The sequence below is a fragment of the Nitrobacter hamburgensis X14 genome (assembly GCF_000013885.1).
Classification (GTDB): domain Bacteria; phylum Pseudomonadota; class Alphaproteobacteria; order Rhizobiales; family Xanthobacteraceae; genus Nitrobacter; species Nitrobacter hamburgensis.
In genome coordinates, this window is sequence record NC_007964.1 from 3154681 (window position 1) to 3169134 (window position 14454).

Here is a 14454-nt window from a genome sequence, read left to right on the forward strand (position 1 = left end):
TCGCCATCCTGCCATGCCACACCGATCGTCGTCAAAAGCGGCCCTCGTGGGCCGGCCGTTTGCAGGCCTGTCATGGCCCCGCCGCCGCACCGGCGCAGGCATTTGCTTCGACTTTTGCTTTGACTTGCGCCGCATCCTGTCCGACAAGCCCCGCATGCCGAAGAAACCAGGAACCAACCCGAAGGGCGAGTTCGCCTTTTTCAATGTCCTTTATGAGGACGGCTCGCAGCGCTCCAACCGCCGCGTGCCGAACGAACTGCTCGGCGGCCTTGAGGGCGACGAACCGGCACGCGCCTTCATTGTCGAGCAGGACCGGGAGATCGCCGAGAAGGGCGGACGCCCGCCGCCCGTGATCAAGATCATCAGCCGCGTCGGCGCGAAGAAGAAGTAACTCATGGGGCTCTACCCTCCCCTGGAGGGTACCCCGTCGCGTATCCGACGATACGAACCGATCCGCCCCTCCAGGGAAGACTGAAGAAAAAATCTGCCGCATTTCATCCCTTTCGCCATTCCCCGGTAAGCAATTGCGCATCTGAGGGCGCGCCGAGGCGACGAACGCTTTTGCCAAGGACATTCTTGACGCCGAACGCCGTCACACCGTCATCACGGTGATCGGCGTCATCGCCGCATTGTTCTTCGTCGGCACGCCCGCCGCGGCGCCGCACTTTCGTTGCCTTTGCCCTGTATAAAGATGAATTGAAGTTGAACCGGGTGCCGTCACCCCGAAGATGCTTCGTGCGGAGCATGGAGTCTCGAAGGGCGGCGGCAGTTCTTCGAGATTCGCTGCGCTCGCACCTCAGGATGGCGCCGTTGCATCAATCCAGATCATCCTGCTGCTCCATCGGTTCAACGAGTCTTCGACGGACGATGCATTGATCCTGCGTAACCTTCGCCCAATCGCCTCGCTGCTGCTCGCCGCGGCGCTGCTGCTCACCGGCAACGGCGTGCAGTTCACGCTCTTGCCGCTGCGCGGACAGGCCGACGGCTTCTCGACCGTCGCGCTCGGCCTGATGGGCTCGGCCTACTATGTCGGCTTCGTTGCCGGCTGTCTGTTCGCGCCGCATGTGGTGCTGCGCGTCGGCCACATCCGTACCTTCACCGCGATGGTCGCAGTCGCCGCCGCAACCACGCTTGCCTATGCGCTGGCGCCGCAGCCGGTGGCATGGAGCCTGTTCCGTCTCCTCACCGGCTTCGCGCTCGCCGGCTTCTATCTCGTGCTCGAGAGTTGGCTCAACGACGGCGCCACCAACGCCACGCGCGGTTTCGTGATGTCGACCTATGTGATCGTGAACTATCTCGCGGTGGCCGGCGGGCAATCGCTCATCAATCTTTATCCGATCGAGAGCGACGGCGCGTTCATGCTGGCGGCGATCCTCGCCGCGCTCGCCATCGTGCCGGTAGCGCTGACCCGCTCGGCGCAGCCCGCGCCGGTGACGCTGTTCCGCCTGCAGCCGCGCCAGCTCTACGACGCCGCGCCGGTGGCGCTGATCGGCGCCTTCGCCATCGGCATCGCCAACGGTGCCTTCTGGGCACTGGCCCCGATATCAGCCGCCGGCGCCGGGCTCGATCACGGCGAGGTCGCGCTGTTCATGAGCATCGCGGTACTGGCCGGCGCGCTGGCACAGTGGCCGGCGGGGCGGCTGTCGGACCGCATCGACCGCCGCAAGGTGCTGCTGGCGCTGCTGGTAGGCGCGGCCGCGACCGGCTTCGCGTTATGGCAGCTCGCCGCCACCGGGCCGCTGATGCTGACCTTCGGCTTCCTGTTCGGCGCGCTGGCGCTGCCCGGCTATTCGCTCGCCGCCGCCCATGCCTACGACAAGACGCCGGCCCACGACATGGTGGCGACCGCCGCCACCGTTCTGCTCGCGAGCGGCCTCGGCTCGGTGATCGGACCGCTGGCCGCCACCGCCTTCATCACGCTCGAAGGACCGCGCCGGCTGTTCCTGTTCACCGCGCTGGTGGAGGCCGCGCTCGCGTTCTACGTGCTGTATCGCATGTGCGTGCAGGCGCCATCCGAACACGCCGACAAGACCGACTTCGATCTCGTCACCACCGCGCCGGTTGGCGGCGTGGTGACCTCGGACGAACTCGACCCCGCCGATCCGTCCGTCGGTGTGCCGGAAGGCTTTGTGCAGGAGAGCGACGCGGAGAACGAGGAGAAAGCAGAGCGTGAGCCGGAGCGCGTCGAGCCGGCTCCGCGGTGAGCATGAATGTTCAAAAACGGCCCAGGCCGTCGTTTTTTGATTCGCGCCTCCCGGACCACACGCTGGGACCGCAGCGTGCGAACACCTCGACGCCCAGCGAAAATCCGCTATGCTCCCCCCATGACCGAGCCAGCGCCCGACACGGCCTCGACGGCCTATGATCTGCATTACCTGGTGAACGGCGAACGCTTGTTCTGGCGCAGTGCGAGCCGCGGCCTAACGCTGATCGACGGCGGGCGCGACTCTGCTATCGCCTGGCGCACCGACGATGGCGAAGCAGGCCGGCAACTCTGGACCGACATCGTCTCCGTGAATATGCCCGGCACCGATGGCAAGGATGCCGTCAGCAAATGCCGCATCGATTTTCGCGGCGGCCGCTTTCTCGTGGTCACCGACGCGGGCACCACCGGCAAGGTCGACCATGCCCGGACACCGGTCTATCGCGATTTCGTCCGCGCGCTGCACCTGCGCCTCGCGGACGCACCGGAAGGCAGCATCCGCTTCACCGTCGGTGTCTCGCAGACGTACCGCAATGTGATGGTGGCACTCGGCGTGATAACGGCGCTGCTGTTCGTGGCGACGCCGGCGGTGCTGGTGGTTGACCTGCACGAATGGCGCGCGCTCGGCCCGCTGACGGCCGGCGCCACGTTCATCTGGCCGTTCTGGAAGAAGATCGGCAGCAACCGGCCTCACGTCTACGACCCGCGCCATCCGCCGGACGAACCGATGGACTGACGCGGCGCCCTCAAGCCGTGCGGCGCCGGTGGCGGCTTCGAACGGCTATGCCGAGCAATATGACGAATACCGCACCGTTCTTCGCGATCCCGGGTCTGCGGTGCAACACTGCGTGCTGCACCGCGCCCGGTATGACAACATGAGTTGCCGAGGAAGCTGCGCAGCTTGCGCGAACGCGAGGGGTGCTTCATCCTCGGATCGATGCTCCGCATCGTCCGGGGACATGGCTTGCTTAGTTGTCGAGGAACGACCGCAATTTGCGGCTCCTTGACGGGTGCTTGAGTTTTCTCAATGCCTTGGCCTCGATCTGGCGGATGCGTTCGCGTGTCACCGAGAACTGCTGGCCGACTTCCTCCAGCGTGTGGTCGGTGTTCATGCCGATGCCGAAGCGCATACGCAGCACTCTTTCTTCGCGCGGGGTCAACGACGCGAGAACTCGCGTCGTTGTTTCACGAAGATTGCTCTGGATCGCGGCGTCAATGGGGAGCACCGCGTTCTTGTCCTCGATGAAATCGCCGAGGTGGCTGTCTTCCTCGTCGCCGACCGGCGTCTCCAGCGACAACGGCTCTTTGGCAATCTTGAGAACCTTGCGCACCTTCTCCAGCGGCATCCCGAGCTTCTCGGCGAGTTCCTCCGGCGTCGGCTCGCGGCCGATCTCGTTCAGCATCTGGCGCGAGGTGCGCACGATCTTGTTGATGGTCTCGATCATGTGCACGGGGATGCGGATGGTGCGTGCCTGATCCGCAATGCTGCGCGTGATCGCCTGCCGAATCCACCAGGTCGCATAGGTCGAGAACTTGTAGCCGCGGCGGTACTCGAACTTGTCCACCGCCTTCATCAGGCCGATGTTGCCTTCCTGGATCAGGTCGAGGAACTGAAGGCCGCGATTGGTGTACTTCTTGGCGATGGAGATGACGAGGCGCAGGTTCGCCTCCACCATTTCCTTCTTGGCCTGGCGGGCCTCGCGCTCGCCCTTCTGCACGCTGTGCACGATCTTGCGGAATTCGCCGATCTCGAGCCCGGTCAGCGCCGCGAGCTGCTGGATCTCGCCGCGCAGCTCCTTGATGCGGTCCTTCTCGTGATGAACGAAATTCTTCCAGCCCTTCGCTGACAGCTTCGAGACCCGGTTGATCCACTTCGGATCCAGCTCCGAGCCCTGGTAATTCCTCAGGAAGTCCTCGCGCGCGACGCCGTGGCTGTCGCCAAGCCGCAACAGGCGCCCCTCGAACGAGACGAGCCTCTTGTTGATGTCGTAAAGCTGCTCGACCAGCGAGTCGATGCGCGCCTGGTTGAGCCGCAGCGACTTCACCTCGACGACGATCTCGTCCTTTAGCTTCCTGTAGCGGCGCTCCTGATTCGGCGAGAGCGTTTCGCTCTGGAGCTGGTTGGAGATGTCGGCTTCCTGCAGGCGGCGCAGCTTCTTGTAGTTGTCCGCGATCTTGTCGAAGGTTTCGACCACCTTCGGCTTCAACTCGGCCTCGATGGCCGCGAGCGACATCTGGTTGTCGAAGTCGTCCTCCTCCATCTCGCCTTCGGCGGCCCCGGTCTGATCCTTTTCGTCCCGGTCGCCAGCTCCGGCCGGCGCACCCCGCACCGCACGGAACGGGGTCGGCGACGGCGGTGCTGCGGGGGGGGCGGTCACGGTGGCGCCGAGGTCGCCCTCGCCCGATGCCGCGGCGGCGTCGCCCGCCGGCAGCGGCTGGCCGTCGGGGCCGGTCGGCGCCCCGAGCAACGCCGGGTTCATGTTGTTCTTGGCGTCGGGGCCGGCATAGGTCGCATCGAGGTCGATGATGTCGCGCAGGAAGATTTTTCCCTCGTTGAGTTCGTCGCGCCAGATGATGATGGCCTGGAAGGTCAGCGGGCTTTCGCAGAGCCCCGCGATCATCGCCTCGCGGCCGGCCTCGATGCGCTTGGCGATGGCGATCTCGCCCTCGCGCGACAGCAGCTCGACAGTGCCCATCTCGCGCAGGTACATCCGCACGGGATCGTCGGTGCGTTCGCCCGGCTCCGACTTCTTGACCTCGGTGACGGCCTTCTGCGTGACTTCGACCAACTCGTTGTCGGTCTCGTCCTCGGCCTCCTCCTTGTTTTCGTCCTCGCTGTCGGCCTCGTCGGACTCGGACACGTTGATACCCATATCCGAGAGCATCGACATGATGTCCTCGATCTGCTCCGGCGAGGTGGTGTCGGACGGCAGCACTTCGTTGAGCTGGTCGAAGGTGACAAAGCCGCGCTTCTTGGCCTGCTTGATCATCTTCTTGACGGCGGCGTCGGACAGGTCGAGCAGCGGCGACGGCGCGTCCGCAGCATCCTTCTCGGGGGCGTCGGCTGCCTTGTCGTCTTTTTCCTTGTCCTTGACCTGCAGCGTCTTTGCCTTGCTCGCCATTCACAGCTCCTGAAACGCACTCATGCGGGAAGCGCGCCCGCTTCCCCCGTGAAACCCGCGCCGCGTCCGGCGCTTTGATTTGCGTCGCTCACGACGCACAAAGGGCGGCGCAATCTCGCCACCCCGTCAACCCTTTCCGCCGAATGATCGTATCCGCGCTGGACTACGTGTCGGATGACCTAGCCTGTCAGGTCTTGACTTTCTATTAACCCTGTTTTTGCCGCCAAAGCTTGGATTTGGCGAGTCTTTTCACGATTCCGGGCGCCGCCGTCCCGTATCAATTTTGCTTCACTCCGCGCCGCGACCAGAGATTTCCCGCCCGGTTCCACCATGGTCCGGTTCCATCATGGTGCGGACGACCTTCGGCAGGCGGGCCTTGATCGCGCAGCCAAGCTGGGTTTGCATCGCTTCGTCCGCGCCCCGACCGATGGTTCGACGTCGTTCCGTTCCCTAGGTAATTCCCTAAATAAGAAGTGCCGCTGACGTTACAAGCCGATCGGCCGGTATCAGGCGGCTGAAGCGTCGCCCAAGCTTTGTTCCCGGGACGTCCGGACGGTTCGGCCGCAATTTTCGAGCCAGTCGCCCGGCCCCCCATTCTCCGTCGGACCCGAGGCCAGCGCCGTCGGAATTCCGCCGCCGTTCGACCGCACCGCAACGGGCGAGTTCCTGCCCCAGGGCACGCCTCCCCTCAGGCGAAAGCCGCACCGGTGGAAAGGAAGCCTGATTCACCCCCGCCCCCCCCCCCCCCCGCTCACGCAGCAAGGTGCATCGTCCCGCTTTGGGGCGCCCATATGCGGATGATGTCTTCCGCCCACTCCGATAACGCCACTCCCTCGGCACTGATGCCTTCCTGTTCGGCGTGACCTTCCCGAACCAGACTCAACAGTCGCGCGACGGCCGATTCGTCTCCCTGCCCCGCGTCGAGCCTGGCCCGCTGGATGTCATCGTCCAGCTCGTGCCGATGGAGGATTTTGATGAAGTGATCCAGGCATCCGGACACAAAATCGGACGGCGGATCGCGACTTAAAATTGGAAAGCGCTCAAACAGCCGATGCCCGAGCCGTTTTCCGTCGCCCGCTTCTCCGTGAACGGTTTGCAGCGTGTCATAAAATGCGGGTTTAAGTTTCGTCCAAATATCCGAGACGGACAGCTTTGCGTCAGTAACCAGCAACTGAAAGAGACTTGTCAAAAAAACATCGAGTTTCTCGGGGAATTGCAAGCGCAAGACGGAGTCCCGCTTGTCTTCGAGCAGTTCAGGATATTCGACGAGCATCCCGAGAACGACCTTTTGCAGCCCCGAGCGCTGCCCTTCTCCGTCAAGCTTGAGTTGCGGATTAAATTTCGAGCCCGCTTCTTTGTTCTTGCGGGTGGGCCCTCGATTGACTTGCCAAAATAGGTTGGCGAGCTGCATCCGGGAGGTTCTAAAGAAAGCCGTGTTGACGGCCGGGTCCTGAATGGTCCGGACCAGCGCGTAGAGCTTCTGTTCCAATGCAGCTTGCCTATCGGGAGTCCGGACGTCCTGGCCGTCCGTCTCGCGCTGCCAAAGCACGTCCCACAACGGCAAGGAGCCCGACAAAACGCTTCTGAATGCCTCGACGCCTTTTTCCCGAATCAGGTCGTCGGGGTCTTTCTGTTCGTCCATGAACACGAAGCGGAACGTCTTTCCGACGCGAAGCAAGGGCAGGATGCGGTCGATGGATCGATAAGCGGCCGCGATGCCTGCGCGATCCGAATCGAAGCAAACCACCGGCTCGGGAGACAATCGCCATAGCGTGGCTATCTGCTCTTCCGTAAACGCGGTCCCCATGGTGGCGACCACGGCCTTGATCCCGGCCTGATAGACCGCGATGGCATCCATGTAACCTTCGACCGCGACCACCGAATTGGCCTCGTGCGCCGGCTGGCGCGCGCGGTGGAAGTTGAAGACGATCGAGCCTTTATGAAAGATCGAGGTTTCGGGGGAATTCAGATACTTGGGCTGAACGTCCTGTCTGAGAGCACGGCCGCCGAATCCGACGACACGGCCGCGCTGGTCATGAATCGGAATCATGACCCGGTCGCGAAAGCGATCGTAGGGAACGGGAATATCATCTCCGGCGATCAACAGGCCGGCTTCGATCATGTCTTCGACCGGGACGCCTTTCGATCCCAGATATTCCTTCAATGCGAAGCGATCTGCGGTGGCGTAACCGATCCGGAACTCGACGATGCTGGACGGGGCAATCGCACGATCCGACAGATAACCGCGCGCTTGCGCGCCACCACGCGACGCGAGATTCTGCTCAAAATATGTGGTCGCAAGCTCCATGACCTCGAACAGGGATTTTTGACGCTGCTCCCGCTGCTCGTCTTCCCTCGAGTTGCGCGGAAGCGGAAGTCCCGCCATCGCCGCAAGCCGCTCGACCGCTTCGGGAAAGGAAACACCCTCGGTCTCCATCACGAAGTCGAAGATGTTCCCGTGCTTGCCGGTCGAGAAGTCGTGGTAGAATTGCTTCTGGTCGTTCACCGTGAACGACGGCGTCTTTTCCTGCTGGAACGGCGACAGCCCCTTGAATTCCCGTCCCGCGCGTTTCAGCTTCACGCGCCGGCTCACGACTTCCGAAACCGGAAGGCGGGCCTTGACCTCATCAATAAAGCTGGGCGGAAAACGCATACGCCGTCTCACTCAATGTTGGCGGCGGGTACAGCTGCGTCTACTGTAAGCAGGACGAATCAGCCATGTACTTCCAACACTGTACCATATTTGTTCTTAAAGTATCCTCTTTTTCCACAGCCATCCACAAAAGCGTGTTCGCCATTAAATTATTTCGCGGCGGGCGGGCGTAGCCGATCGAAGCGCGGCATCGCATCGATCGGACTCAACGTTACAAGACGGGTATCACGGTATTAAAGTCGGGCATGATGATTCCATCAAACCTCATCCTGCTATAACCGGAACCTCATGCAGCAGACGCCGCCGGACGAAAACCGCAGACCTGAGATGGAATCGGAAGGCGGACACGCCCCCTATCTGCGCGTTGGCGGCAATCCGGTTTCTCCCGTCCTCGAACACAACGTTTCCGGCGCTTCGCCCTTCCTGCTGACCTGCGACCACTATGGCCGCATGATTCCCGACGCGCTTGACGATCTCGGCTTGCCGGAAAGCGAACGGCAACGGCATATCGCATGGGACATCGGGATTGCCGCTGTCGCCGAGCGGGTTTCGGCGGCGCTCGACGCTCATCTGATCGCGCAGCGCTATTCGCGGCTGGTGATCGACTGCAACCGGCCGCCGGGTGTCGCAAGCTCGATTCCGGCACTCAGCGAAGCCACGGTCATTCCGGGCAACGAGGGCATTTCGCAGGCCGAGGCCGCCGCGCGACGACGCGCGATCTTCGAGCCCTACCATCGCCGAATCAAAGAGGCGATCGACGGCCGGCTGACGCGGCGCCGAGCCACCGTACTGGTTTCGTTGCACAGTTTCACACCGGTTTATGCCGGGGTCGCGCGGCCCTGGCATGTCGGCACGCTCTACCACCGCAGCACGGTTCTGCCGCACCTGCTGCTGTCGCTGCTGCGTGCCGAGGGCGATCTCGTGGTCGGCGACAACAAACCCTACGCGGTGAGCGACTTAACCGACTACACCATTCCGGTGCATGGCGAGGCGCGCGGGCTGATGAACACCGGCATCGAGATCAGGCAGGATTTGATCGGAGAAAAAGCCGGGCAAGCCCGGTGGGCGGAGCGGCAGACGCGGATTCTGCGCGAGATCGAGGCGACGCTGATCACGCAGCAATCGTCGTACGCGTAAAATTCTCAGGACCGCATCCGATACGGCAAAGGCCCCGGAGGTCCGGGGCCTTTGCACCGCTTCAAACCGTCTGTCGCGGAGGGTCGCTAGATGCGCCCCATCAGGAGCAGGATGAGCAGGATGACGATCACCAGCCCGAGACCACCGCCGCCGTAGTAGCCCGTTCCATAGAACGGACCGCCGCCGACGCCGCTGAAGCCGCCCAGCAACGCAATAATAAGAATAATCAGAATGATTGTGCCGATGCTCATGGCGTTCCTCGCTTAAGCTCAGTGATGCATGAAGATGGCGACGAGGATGATCAACGGGATCGGAATCCCGATCAGCCAGAGAAGAAGTCCGCGTCCGAAGCCCATGTGCGCCTCCTGCTTGGTGAAGCGACAACGCGACGCGCGGAACGTCGTTCCGGCGCGGGAATTGAACTATTTCTGCGAGGGGACCGAGACCAATTCAGCCGCGCGCACGCAACTCGCGCCGCAACACATTTCCGGTCGCGGCCATCGGCAGACTGTCAAAGGGATCAGCAACGCGCCACGTCGCCTGCGCGACGCGTTGCCGCGCGTCCGGAGCACGAGAAGGGATCATCCCGTCAGCGCGGCCTTCACCACGCCGCTGGCCTTGCCGAAATCCATCTGCCCGGCGTATTTCGCCTTCAGCGCGCCGATCACCTTGCCCATGTCCTTGATGCCGGCCGCTCCGGTCTCGGCAATGATGGCAGCGACGGCGGCCTTGACCTCATTGTCGGACATCTGCTTCGGCAGATAGGCGGAGATCACGAGAATTTCCGCACGCTCCTGCGCGGCCAGTTCCTCGCGGCCGCCCTTTTCGTAGAGTTCGACCGACTCTTGGCGCTGCTTGATCATCTTCTGCAGAATGCCAAGCAGATCGCCGTCCGACAGTGGCGGCTTGCCCTGCCCGCGCGCCTCGATGTCGGCATTCTTGATGGTGGAGTTGATCATGCGCAGCGTGGAGAGCTTGCGCTCGTCCCTGGCCTTCATCGCCTCCTTGACGGCGTTGTTGATGTCGTCGCGCAGCATCGGAAGCCTCCCCTTGCGGCGTGGAACACCGCCGAATTCTTCATCTCAAACCCGGTGTAAGCCGCGTTGGGACGCGAGACAACCGGAGTTTGACGCGGTGCGGTAGCGGGGCTATGTAATGCGCTCATGACCACATCGGAAAACGCTTCAGCCTGGCCGGATCTCAAGCCGACCGCGCTCCTCGTGCTCGCCGACGGCACCGTGCTCGAAGGCTTCGGCCTCGGCGCGGAGGGCCAGGCGGTCGGGGAAGTCTGCTTCAACACCGCGATGACCGGCTACGAGGAAATCCTCACCGATCCCTCCTATGCCGGGCAGCTCATTACCTTCACCTTCCCGCATATCGGCAACGTCGGCACCAACGACGAGGACATCGAAACGGTGAACATGGCGGCGACGCCGGGCGCGCGCGGCGTCATCCTGCGCAGCGCCATCACCTCACCCTCGAACTACCGTGCCGCCAAACACCTCGACGCCTGGCTCAGGGCGCGCGGCATCATCGGCATCTCCGGCATCGACACCCGCGCGCTGACCGCGCTGATCCGCACCAAGGGTATGCCCAACGCGGTGGTCGCGCACGCCAAGGACGGCAAGTTCGATCTGCACGGATTGAAAGAGGAGGCGCGCGAGTGGCCGGGCCTCGAAGGCATGGACCTGGTGCCGATGGTGACATCGAGCCAGCGCTACACTTGGGACGAGACGCCATGGGTGTGGGGCGAGGGATTTGGCCGGCAGGACAAGCCGGAATTCACCGTCGTCGCTGTCGACTACGGCATCAAGCGCAACATCCTGCGCCTGCTCGCCGGCGAAGGCTGCAAGATCACGGTGGTGCCGGCGACCACTTCGGCTGAAGACATTCTGGCGATGAAGCCCGACGGCGTGTTCCTGTCGAACGGCCCCGGCGATCCGGCCGAGACCGGCAAGTACGCCGTGCCGATGATCCGCAAAGTGATCGAGTCGGGCACGCCGACCTTCGGCATTTGTCTGGGCCACCAGATGCTCGGTCTCGCGGTCGGCGCGAAGACGAAAAAGATGCATCAGGGCCATCACGGCGCCAATCATCCGGTCCGGGACGAGACCACCGGTAAGGTGGAGATCACCTCCATGAATCATGGTTTTGCCGTAGACGAGGCAACGCTGCCGAAGGGCGCGAAGCAGACCCACATCTCGCTGTTCGACGGCTCCAACTGCGGCATCGAACTCGAGGGCAAGCCGGTGTTCTCCGTGCAGTATCACCCGGAGGCTTCGCCGGGGCCGCGCGACTCGCACTACCTGTTCAAGCGCTTCGCGGAACTGATGCGCGAGAACAAGCGGGCGTAGGTCGCGTGATCGTCCGCCGACGGGTCCGGCTTCGCCGGCCCGATGACAGGCTCCGGCGGACGATCCAGTCAATTGAAGCGGGTTCGATGAGCGGCATCGACTCGGCAGCGTGCACGGCGGCTTCGCCGCGACGCTGCTGGATTCCGCGATGGGCTGCGCCGTGCAGCCCCGATCAGGCCTCGTTGCCGCCTTCCTGACGACTGGCCTCGAACAGGAACCAGGTCCGTCGTTCGGCCTCGTCGATGAAATTTTCCAGCACGCTGGTGGTCGCCACATCCTCGTATTTGTCGGCGGCGTCGTGGGCCTTCTTCATCGTGGCGACGAGCGCCTTGTTGTCGTTCATCAGTTCGCGCAGCATCTCCCCCGGCGGAACGAAGCTCTCGTCGTTGTCCTTCAACGTCTGCAGCTTCGCGACCTGACCGATCGAACGTAGCGTCGTGCCGCCGATTTTGCGAACCCGCTCGGCGATATCGTCTGTAGTGCCGAAAATCTGCTCCGACTGCTCGTCGAGCAGCAGATGATAGTCGCGGAAATGCCGGCCGCTGACATGCCAATGGAAGTTCTTGGTCTTGAGGTAGAGCGCAAAGGTATCGGCCAGAAGAGTGTTCATGGCGGCTGAAATCTTGTCGACGCCTTCCTGCGGAAGATCGGTCGGCGTGTCCAGATCGGGATTGACTTTCCGCTGCGAAGTGGAACTTTTGGCTTGGGTCACGATGCACCCTCCTGTTATGAAAAAGCAGATGAATTGGGATTTGCGGCGCGCGATGCGAGGCCGGAAAACCGCTCCTGACCCTGATAACGCGCTATTCTGCGACAGCTCGCTAACGTGCTATTCTGCGACAGGTTCCGGACGCGGAACACGAAGATTGGCTCAGACCGTCATGAATGACTGGATCGAGTACTACGACTCTCCCCACACGATTTACGTCAGCAAGCTGCACCGCGACGTGCATTTTAGGACCATTGCCCGGGACATCGTCGGCTACATCCCGTCGAAGCATTCCGTCGTGCTGGACTACGCCTGCGGCGAAGCGCTCTCTGCGGAAACGGTGGCCGATGCCTGCGGCCGGCTTATCCTCGCGGAGCCCGCGCCGGGCGTTCGCGGCCGGCTGGTCGTGCGGTTCGCTCCCAACACAAAAATCCGGGTGCGCTCGCTGGACGAACTCCGGCACATGGACGAGAAATCCGTCGATCTGGCGGTGATGAACTCGGTCGCACAGTACATGACGCCGGACGCGCTCGACGCCGCGTTCGCTGTGATCCGCCGTCTGCTCAAGCCGGCCGGCCGTCTGGTGCTGGGCGACATCCTGCAACCGAATGTGGGACTATCCGGCGACGTGATCGCCCTGCTTCGCTTCGCGGCAAAGCATGGCTTCGTGAAAGACGCGCTGCGGGGGCTGGCCCGCACGGCTCTGTCCGACTATCGACAGCTCCGCACCAGGATCGGGCTGCAACGTTACAACGAGGCCGAGATGCTGGCCAAGCTCGCCGCCGCCGGATTCACGGCGACGCGGACGCCGGCGAATATCGGCCATAACCCGTCGCGTATGACGTTTGTGGCGCGGCTCGCCTTCGAGCGTGGCCGCAACGCGGATGCCGCAAGTTAGAGCGTTTTCGAGCGAAGTGGGTACCGGTTCGCGTCAAGAAAACGCGTCAATTCAAAATCATAGAGCCTCGCTTCTGATTCCATCTAGCGAAAAGGCTCTAGGCGCATCGAAAACAGACGATCTGGTCAACCGAACGGTTAACGTTAAGCGGCATTAAGATTCGCCGATCGCCGATTGTTGCGGAATATTGCGGTCGGCCCGGTGGCGGAAGTTCGACGCGGGAGCTGTGCAAAGCTTTTTATCCTGGTTCAAGTCCAGGCCGGGCCTCCAAACTTTCTCCTGTTGAAAAGCAGAATCTCATCGCAATGCCGCTGAATATGCGATGAAGGACCTCGTCGGATTTTCGCCTCAGTGCAGCCGCCGAGACTCCGCATTTCCGAGACACGCCACGAGTGATCCGGATCGCATCTTCGCGTCCTTCATCACCTTCACGCTGTGGCGGCGAAACGCGCGCCGTCATCGATCGTTCGCGCCAGCACCAATTGAGAATCGAATGATCGGCAAGCTGCACGCGCCCTGACGACGCGAAAAATCACAACGGCCGCAGAGAACCCGCTGCCGTGGCGGTCGTAATTATGATGGAGCGGATTCGATGAATTGAAGATCGGTCTGCGACCTGGAAGCCGCTGCTTTGCCACTAAGCTAAACCCGCACGACACAAATAGCACATCGCCGCCGCTCATGCGCGGAAGTTGCGATTAACGTTACAGTTGAACAACCGCTCGACCCGGCGGAAATATCTGCAAATATACCCGCGGCCCGGTGGCGGAAGTTCGACGCGGGAGCTGTGCAAAGCTTTTTATCCTGGTTCAAGTCCAGGCTGGGCCTCCAATTTCTTCATTCTTGAAGCTACCCGATCGCCGCATCGGTTGCAGCGGCCAGTTTGCTCTCCAACACCTTCGCAGCAGCCTGGAGCTTCTCGCTCTGTGCATCGAATCCATGGCGCGCGAAAACAGCCGATATGTAAGCCGCGTCGTTATAGCTGACATAAACCTTGCCGGCCTGATCCTGCCAGACCAGCATTTTCAGCGGCAAATCGATGGCCAACATCGGGTGCTGAAGAAACAGCGGTGTTCCGCCTTGTGGACTGCCGACCACCAGAACCGTCGCCGGCGGCATCTCAAGACCGACAGCCTTTGCCGCAGCGGAATGATCGAGGCGCGTAAAGACCTTCAGACCACTGTCCTTCACCGCCGCTTCCAGATGATCCAGCGTGATCTCGAAAGAGTGCGAGCTTTGCTTCGTCACCAGATCAGTCGCAGCTTGCGTCAAACCAGCCATAAAAGGCTCCGAAACTGGTGGTCCGATTCCAACATTTGCATCCGGTTGACCACGCAATGATAGCACAAGACACTCGTCCGCGCGTGACAGACGGGTT

Annotated in this window: 12 protein-coding genes and 3 tRNA genes; 8 read left to right on the plus strand and 7 right to left on the minus strand. The window is 62.3% G+C overall.

The features are described 5' to 3' along the window. Window positions 1-154 precede the first annotated feature (154 nt). The 3 genes from NHAM_RS14680 to NHAM_RS14695 all read left to right on the plus strand — a co-directional run bounded on the left by NHAM_RS14680 (window position 155) and on the right by NHAM_RS14695 (window position 2939). Entirely contained in the window at window positions 155-391 is a 237-nt protein-coding gene (locus tag NHAM_RS14680) for a hypothetical protein (RefSeq protein WP_041359046.1), read from the plus strand. Between the two features lie 337 nt (window positions 392-728). Then, window positions 729-2204 carry an MFS transporter gene (locus NHAM_RS14690; RefSeq protein ID WP_157043643.1) on the plus strand — a complete coding sequence of 492 codons (1476 nt, stop codon included), beginning with the start codon at window positions 729-731 and terminating at the stop codon, window positions 2202-2204. Between the two features lie 120 nt (window positions 2205-2324). Next, the gene (locus tag NHAM_RS14695; RefSeq protein ID WP_198136939.1) at window positions 2325-2939 is read left to right on the plus strand and encodes a hypothetical protein; all 615 of its coding nucleotides are present in this window, start codon (window positions 2325-2327) and stop codon (window positions 2937-2939) included. Window positions 2940-3171: 232 nt separating this feature from the next. Here the strand turns inward: NHAM_RS14695 and rpoD are convergent, their stop codons facing one another. Both rpoD and dnaG read right to left on the minus strand, forming a co-directional pair. After that, the gene (gene rpoD / locus NHAM_RS14700) at window positions 3172-5325 is read right to left on the minus strand and encodes an RNA polymerase sigma factor RpoD (RefSeq protein ID WP_011511298.1); all 2154 of its coding nucleotides are present in this window, start codon (window positions 5323-5325) and stop codon (window positions 3172-3174) included. 751 nt (window positions 5326-6076) lie between these two features. Next, on the minus strand, window positions 6077-7978 hold the full coding sequence (gene dnaG, locus NHAM_RS14705) for a DNA primase (RefSeq protein WP_011511299.1): 1902 nt from the start codon (window positions 7976-7978) through the stop codon (window positions 6077-6079). Window positions 7979-8305: 327 nt separating this feature from the next. Between dnaG and NHAM_RS14710 the strand changes: the two genes are divergently transcribed. Then, a complete protein-coding gene (locus tag NHAM_RS14710; RefSeq protein ID WP_049769429.1) occupies window positions 8306-9115 on the plus strand; it encodes an N-formylglutamate amidohydrolase in 810 nt (269 codons plus the stop codon). An 86-nt stretch (window positions 9116-9201) separates the two neighbouring features. Here the strand turns inward: NHAM_RS14710 and NHAM_RS25045 are convergent, their stop codons facing one another. Together NHAM_RS25045 and NHAM_RS14715 are read right to left on the minus strand one after the other, a co-directional pair. Next, complete coding sequence (locus NHAM_RS25045; RefSeq protein ID WP_011511301.1) at window positions 9202-9366, minus strand: DUF3309 family protein; 165 nt, start codon at window positions 9364-9366, stop codon at window positions 9202-9204. A gap of 330 nt (window positions 9367-9696) precedes the next feature. Beyond that, entirely contained in the window at window positions 9697-10152 is a 456-nt protein-coding gene (locus NHAM_RS14715; protein ID WP_011511302.1) for a GatB/YqeY domain-containing protein, read from the minus strand. Between the two features lie 126 nt (window positions 10153-10278). Here NHAM_RS14715 and carA point away from each other — a divergent pair, with 126 nt between their 5' ends. Beyond that, window positions 10279-11469: a glutamine-hydrolyzing carbamoyl-phosphate synthase small subunit gene (gene carA / locus NHAM_RS14720; protein ID WP_011511303.1), complete on the plus strand. Its 1191-nt coding sequence runs from the start codon at window positions 10279-10281 to the stop codon at window positions 11467-11469. Between the two features lie 172 nt (window positions 11470-11641). Here the strand turns inward: carA and NHAM_RS14725 are convergent, their stop codons facing one another. Next, window positions 11642-12181 carry a Dps family protein gene (locus NHAM_RS14725; RefSeq protein WP_011511304.1) on the minus strand — a complete coding sequence of 180 codons (540 nt, stop codon included), beginning with the start codon at window positions 12179-12181 and terminating at the stop codon, window positions 11642-11644. Between the two features lie 169 nt (window positions 12182-12350). Between NHAM_RS14725 and NHAM_RS14730 the strand changes: the two genes are divergently transcribed. Together NHAM_RS14730 and NHAM_RS14735 are read left to right on the plus strand one after the other, a co-directional pair. Then, window positions 12351-13076 (plus strand): class I SAM-dependent methyltransferase, encoded by a 726-nt coding sequence (locus NHAM_RS14730; RefSeq protein WP_011511305.1) that lies wholly within the window; start codon window positions 12351-12353, stop codon window positions 13074-13076. Window positions 13077-13271: 195 nt separating this feature from the next. Further along, window positions 13272-13346 (plus strand) — tRNA-OTHER (locus NHAM_RS14735). A 309-nt stretch (window positions 13347-13655) separates the two neighbouring features. Here NHAM_RS14735 and NHAM_RS14745 read toward each other — a convergent pair. Beyond that, window positions 13656-13728 (minus strand) — tRNA-OTHER (locus NHAM_RS14745). 104 nt (window positions 13729-13832) lie between these two features. On the opposite strand from NHAM_RS14745, the gene NHAM_RS14750 reads away from it, so the two are divergent. Beyond that, a tRNA-OTHER gene (locus NHAM_RS14750) sits at window positions 13833-13907 on the plus strand. A gap of 18 nt (window positions 13908-13925) precedes the next feature. On the opposite strand, the gene NHAM_RS14755 is transcribed toward NHAM_RS14750, so the two are convergent. Beyond that, complete coding sequence (locus tag NHAM_RS14755) at window positions 13926-14357, minus strand: DUF302 domain-containing protein (RefSeq protein ID WP_011511306.1); 432 nt, start codon at window positions 14355-14357, stop codon at window positions 13926-13928. Window positions 14358-14454 lie beyond the last annotated feature (97 nt).

Coding starts and splice junctions, on each gene's coding strand:
- NHAM_RS14680 (WP_041359046.1), top strand. CDS start 155: ATGCCGAAGAAACCAGGAACCAACCCGAAGGGCGAGTTCGCCTTTTTC.
- NHAM_RS14690 (WP_157043643.1), top strand. CDS start 729: ATGCTTCGTGCGGAGCATGGAGTCTCGAAGGGCGGCGGCAGTTCTTCG.
- NHAM_RS14695 (WP_198136939.1), top strand. CDS start 2,325: ATGACCGAGCCAGCGCCCGACACGGCCTCGACGGCCTATGATCTGCAT.
- rpoD (WP_011511298.1), bottom strand. CDS start 5,325: ATGGCGAGCAAGGCAAAGACGCTGCAGGTCAAGGACAAGGAAAAAGAC.
- dnaG (WP_011511299.1), bottom strand. CDS start 7,978: ATGCGTTTTCCGCCCAGCTTTATTGATGAGGTCAAGGCCCGCCTTCCG.
- NHAM_RS14710 (WP_049769429.1), top strand. CDS start 8,306: ATGGAATCGGAAGGCGGACACGCCCCCTATCTGCGCGTTGGCGGCAAT.
- NHAM_RS25045 (WP_011511301.1), bottom strand. CDS start 9,366: ATGAGCATCGGCACAATCATTCTGATTATTCTTATTATTGCGTTGCTG.
- NHAM_RS14715 (WP_011511302.1), bottom strand. CDS start 10,152: ATGCTGCGCGACGACATCAACAACGCCGTCAAGGAGGCGATGAAGGCC.
- carA (WP_011511303.1), top strand. CDS start 10,279: ATGACCACATCGGAAAACGCTTCAGCCTGGCCGGATCTCAAGCCGACC.
- NHAM_RS14730 (WP_011511305.1), top strand. CDS start 12,351: ATGAATGACTGGATCGAGTACTACGACTCTCCCCACACGATTTACGTC.
- NHAM_RS14755 (WP_011511306.1), bottom strand. CDS start 14,357: ATGGCTGGTTTGACGCAAGCTGCGACTGATCTGGTGACGAAGCAAAGC.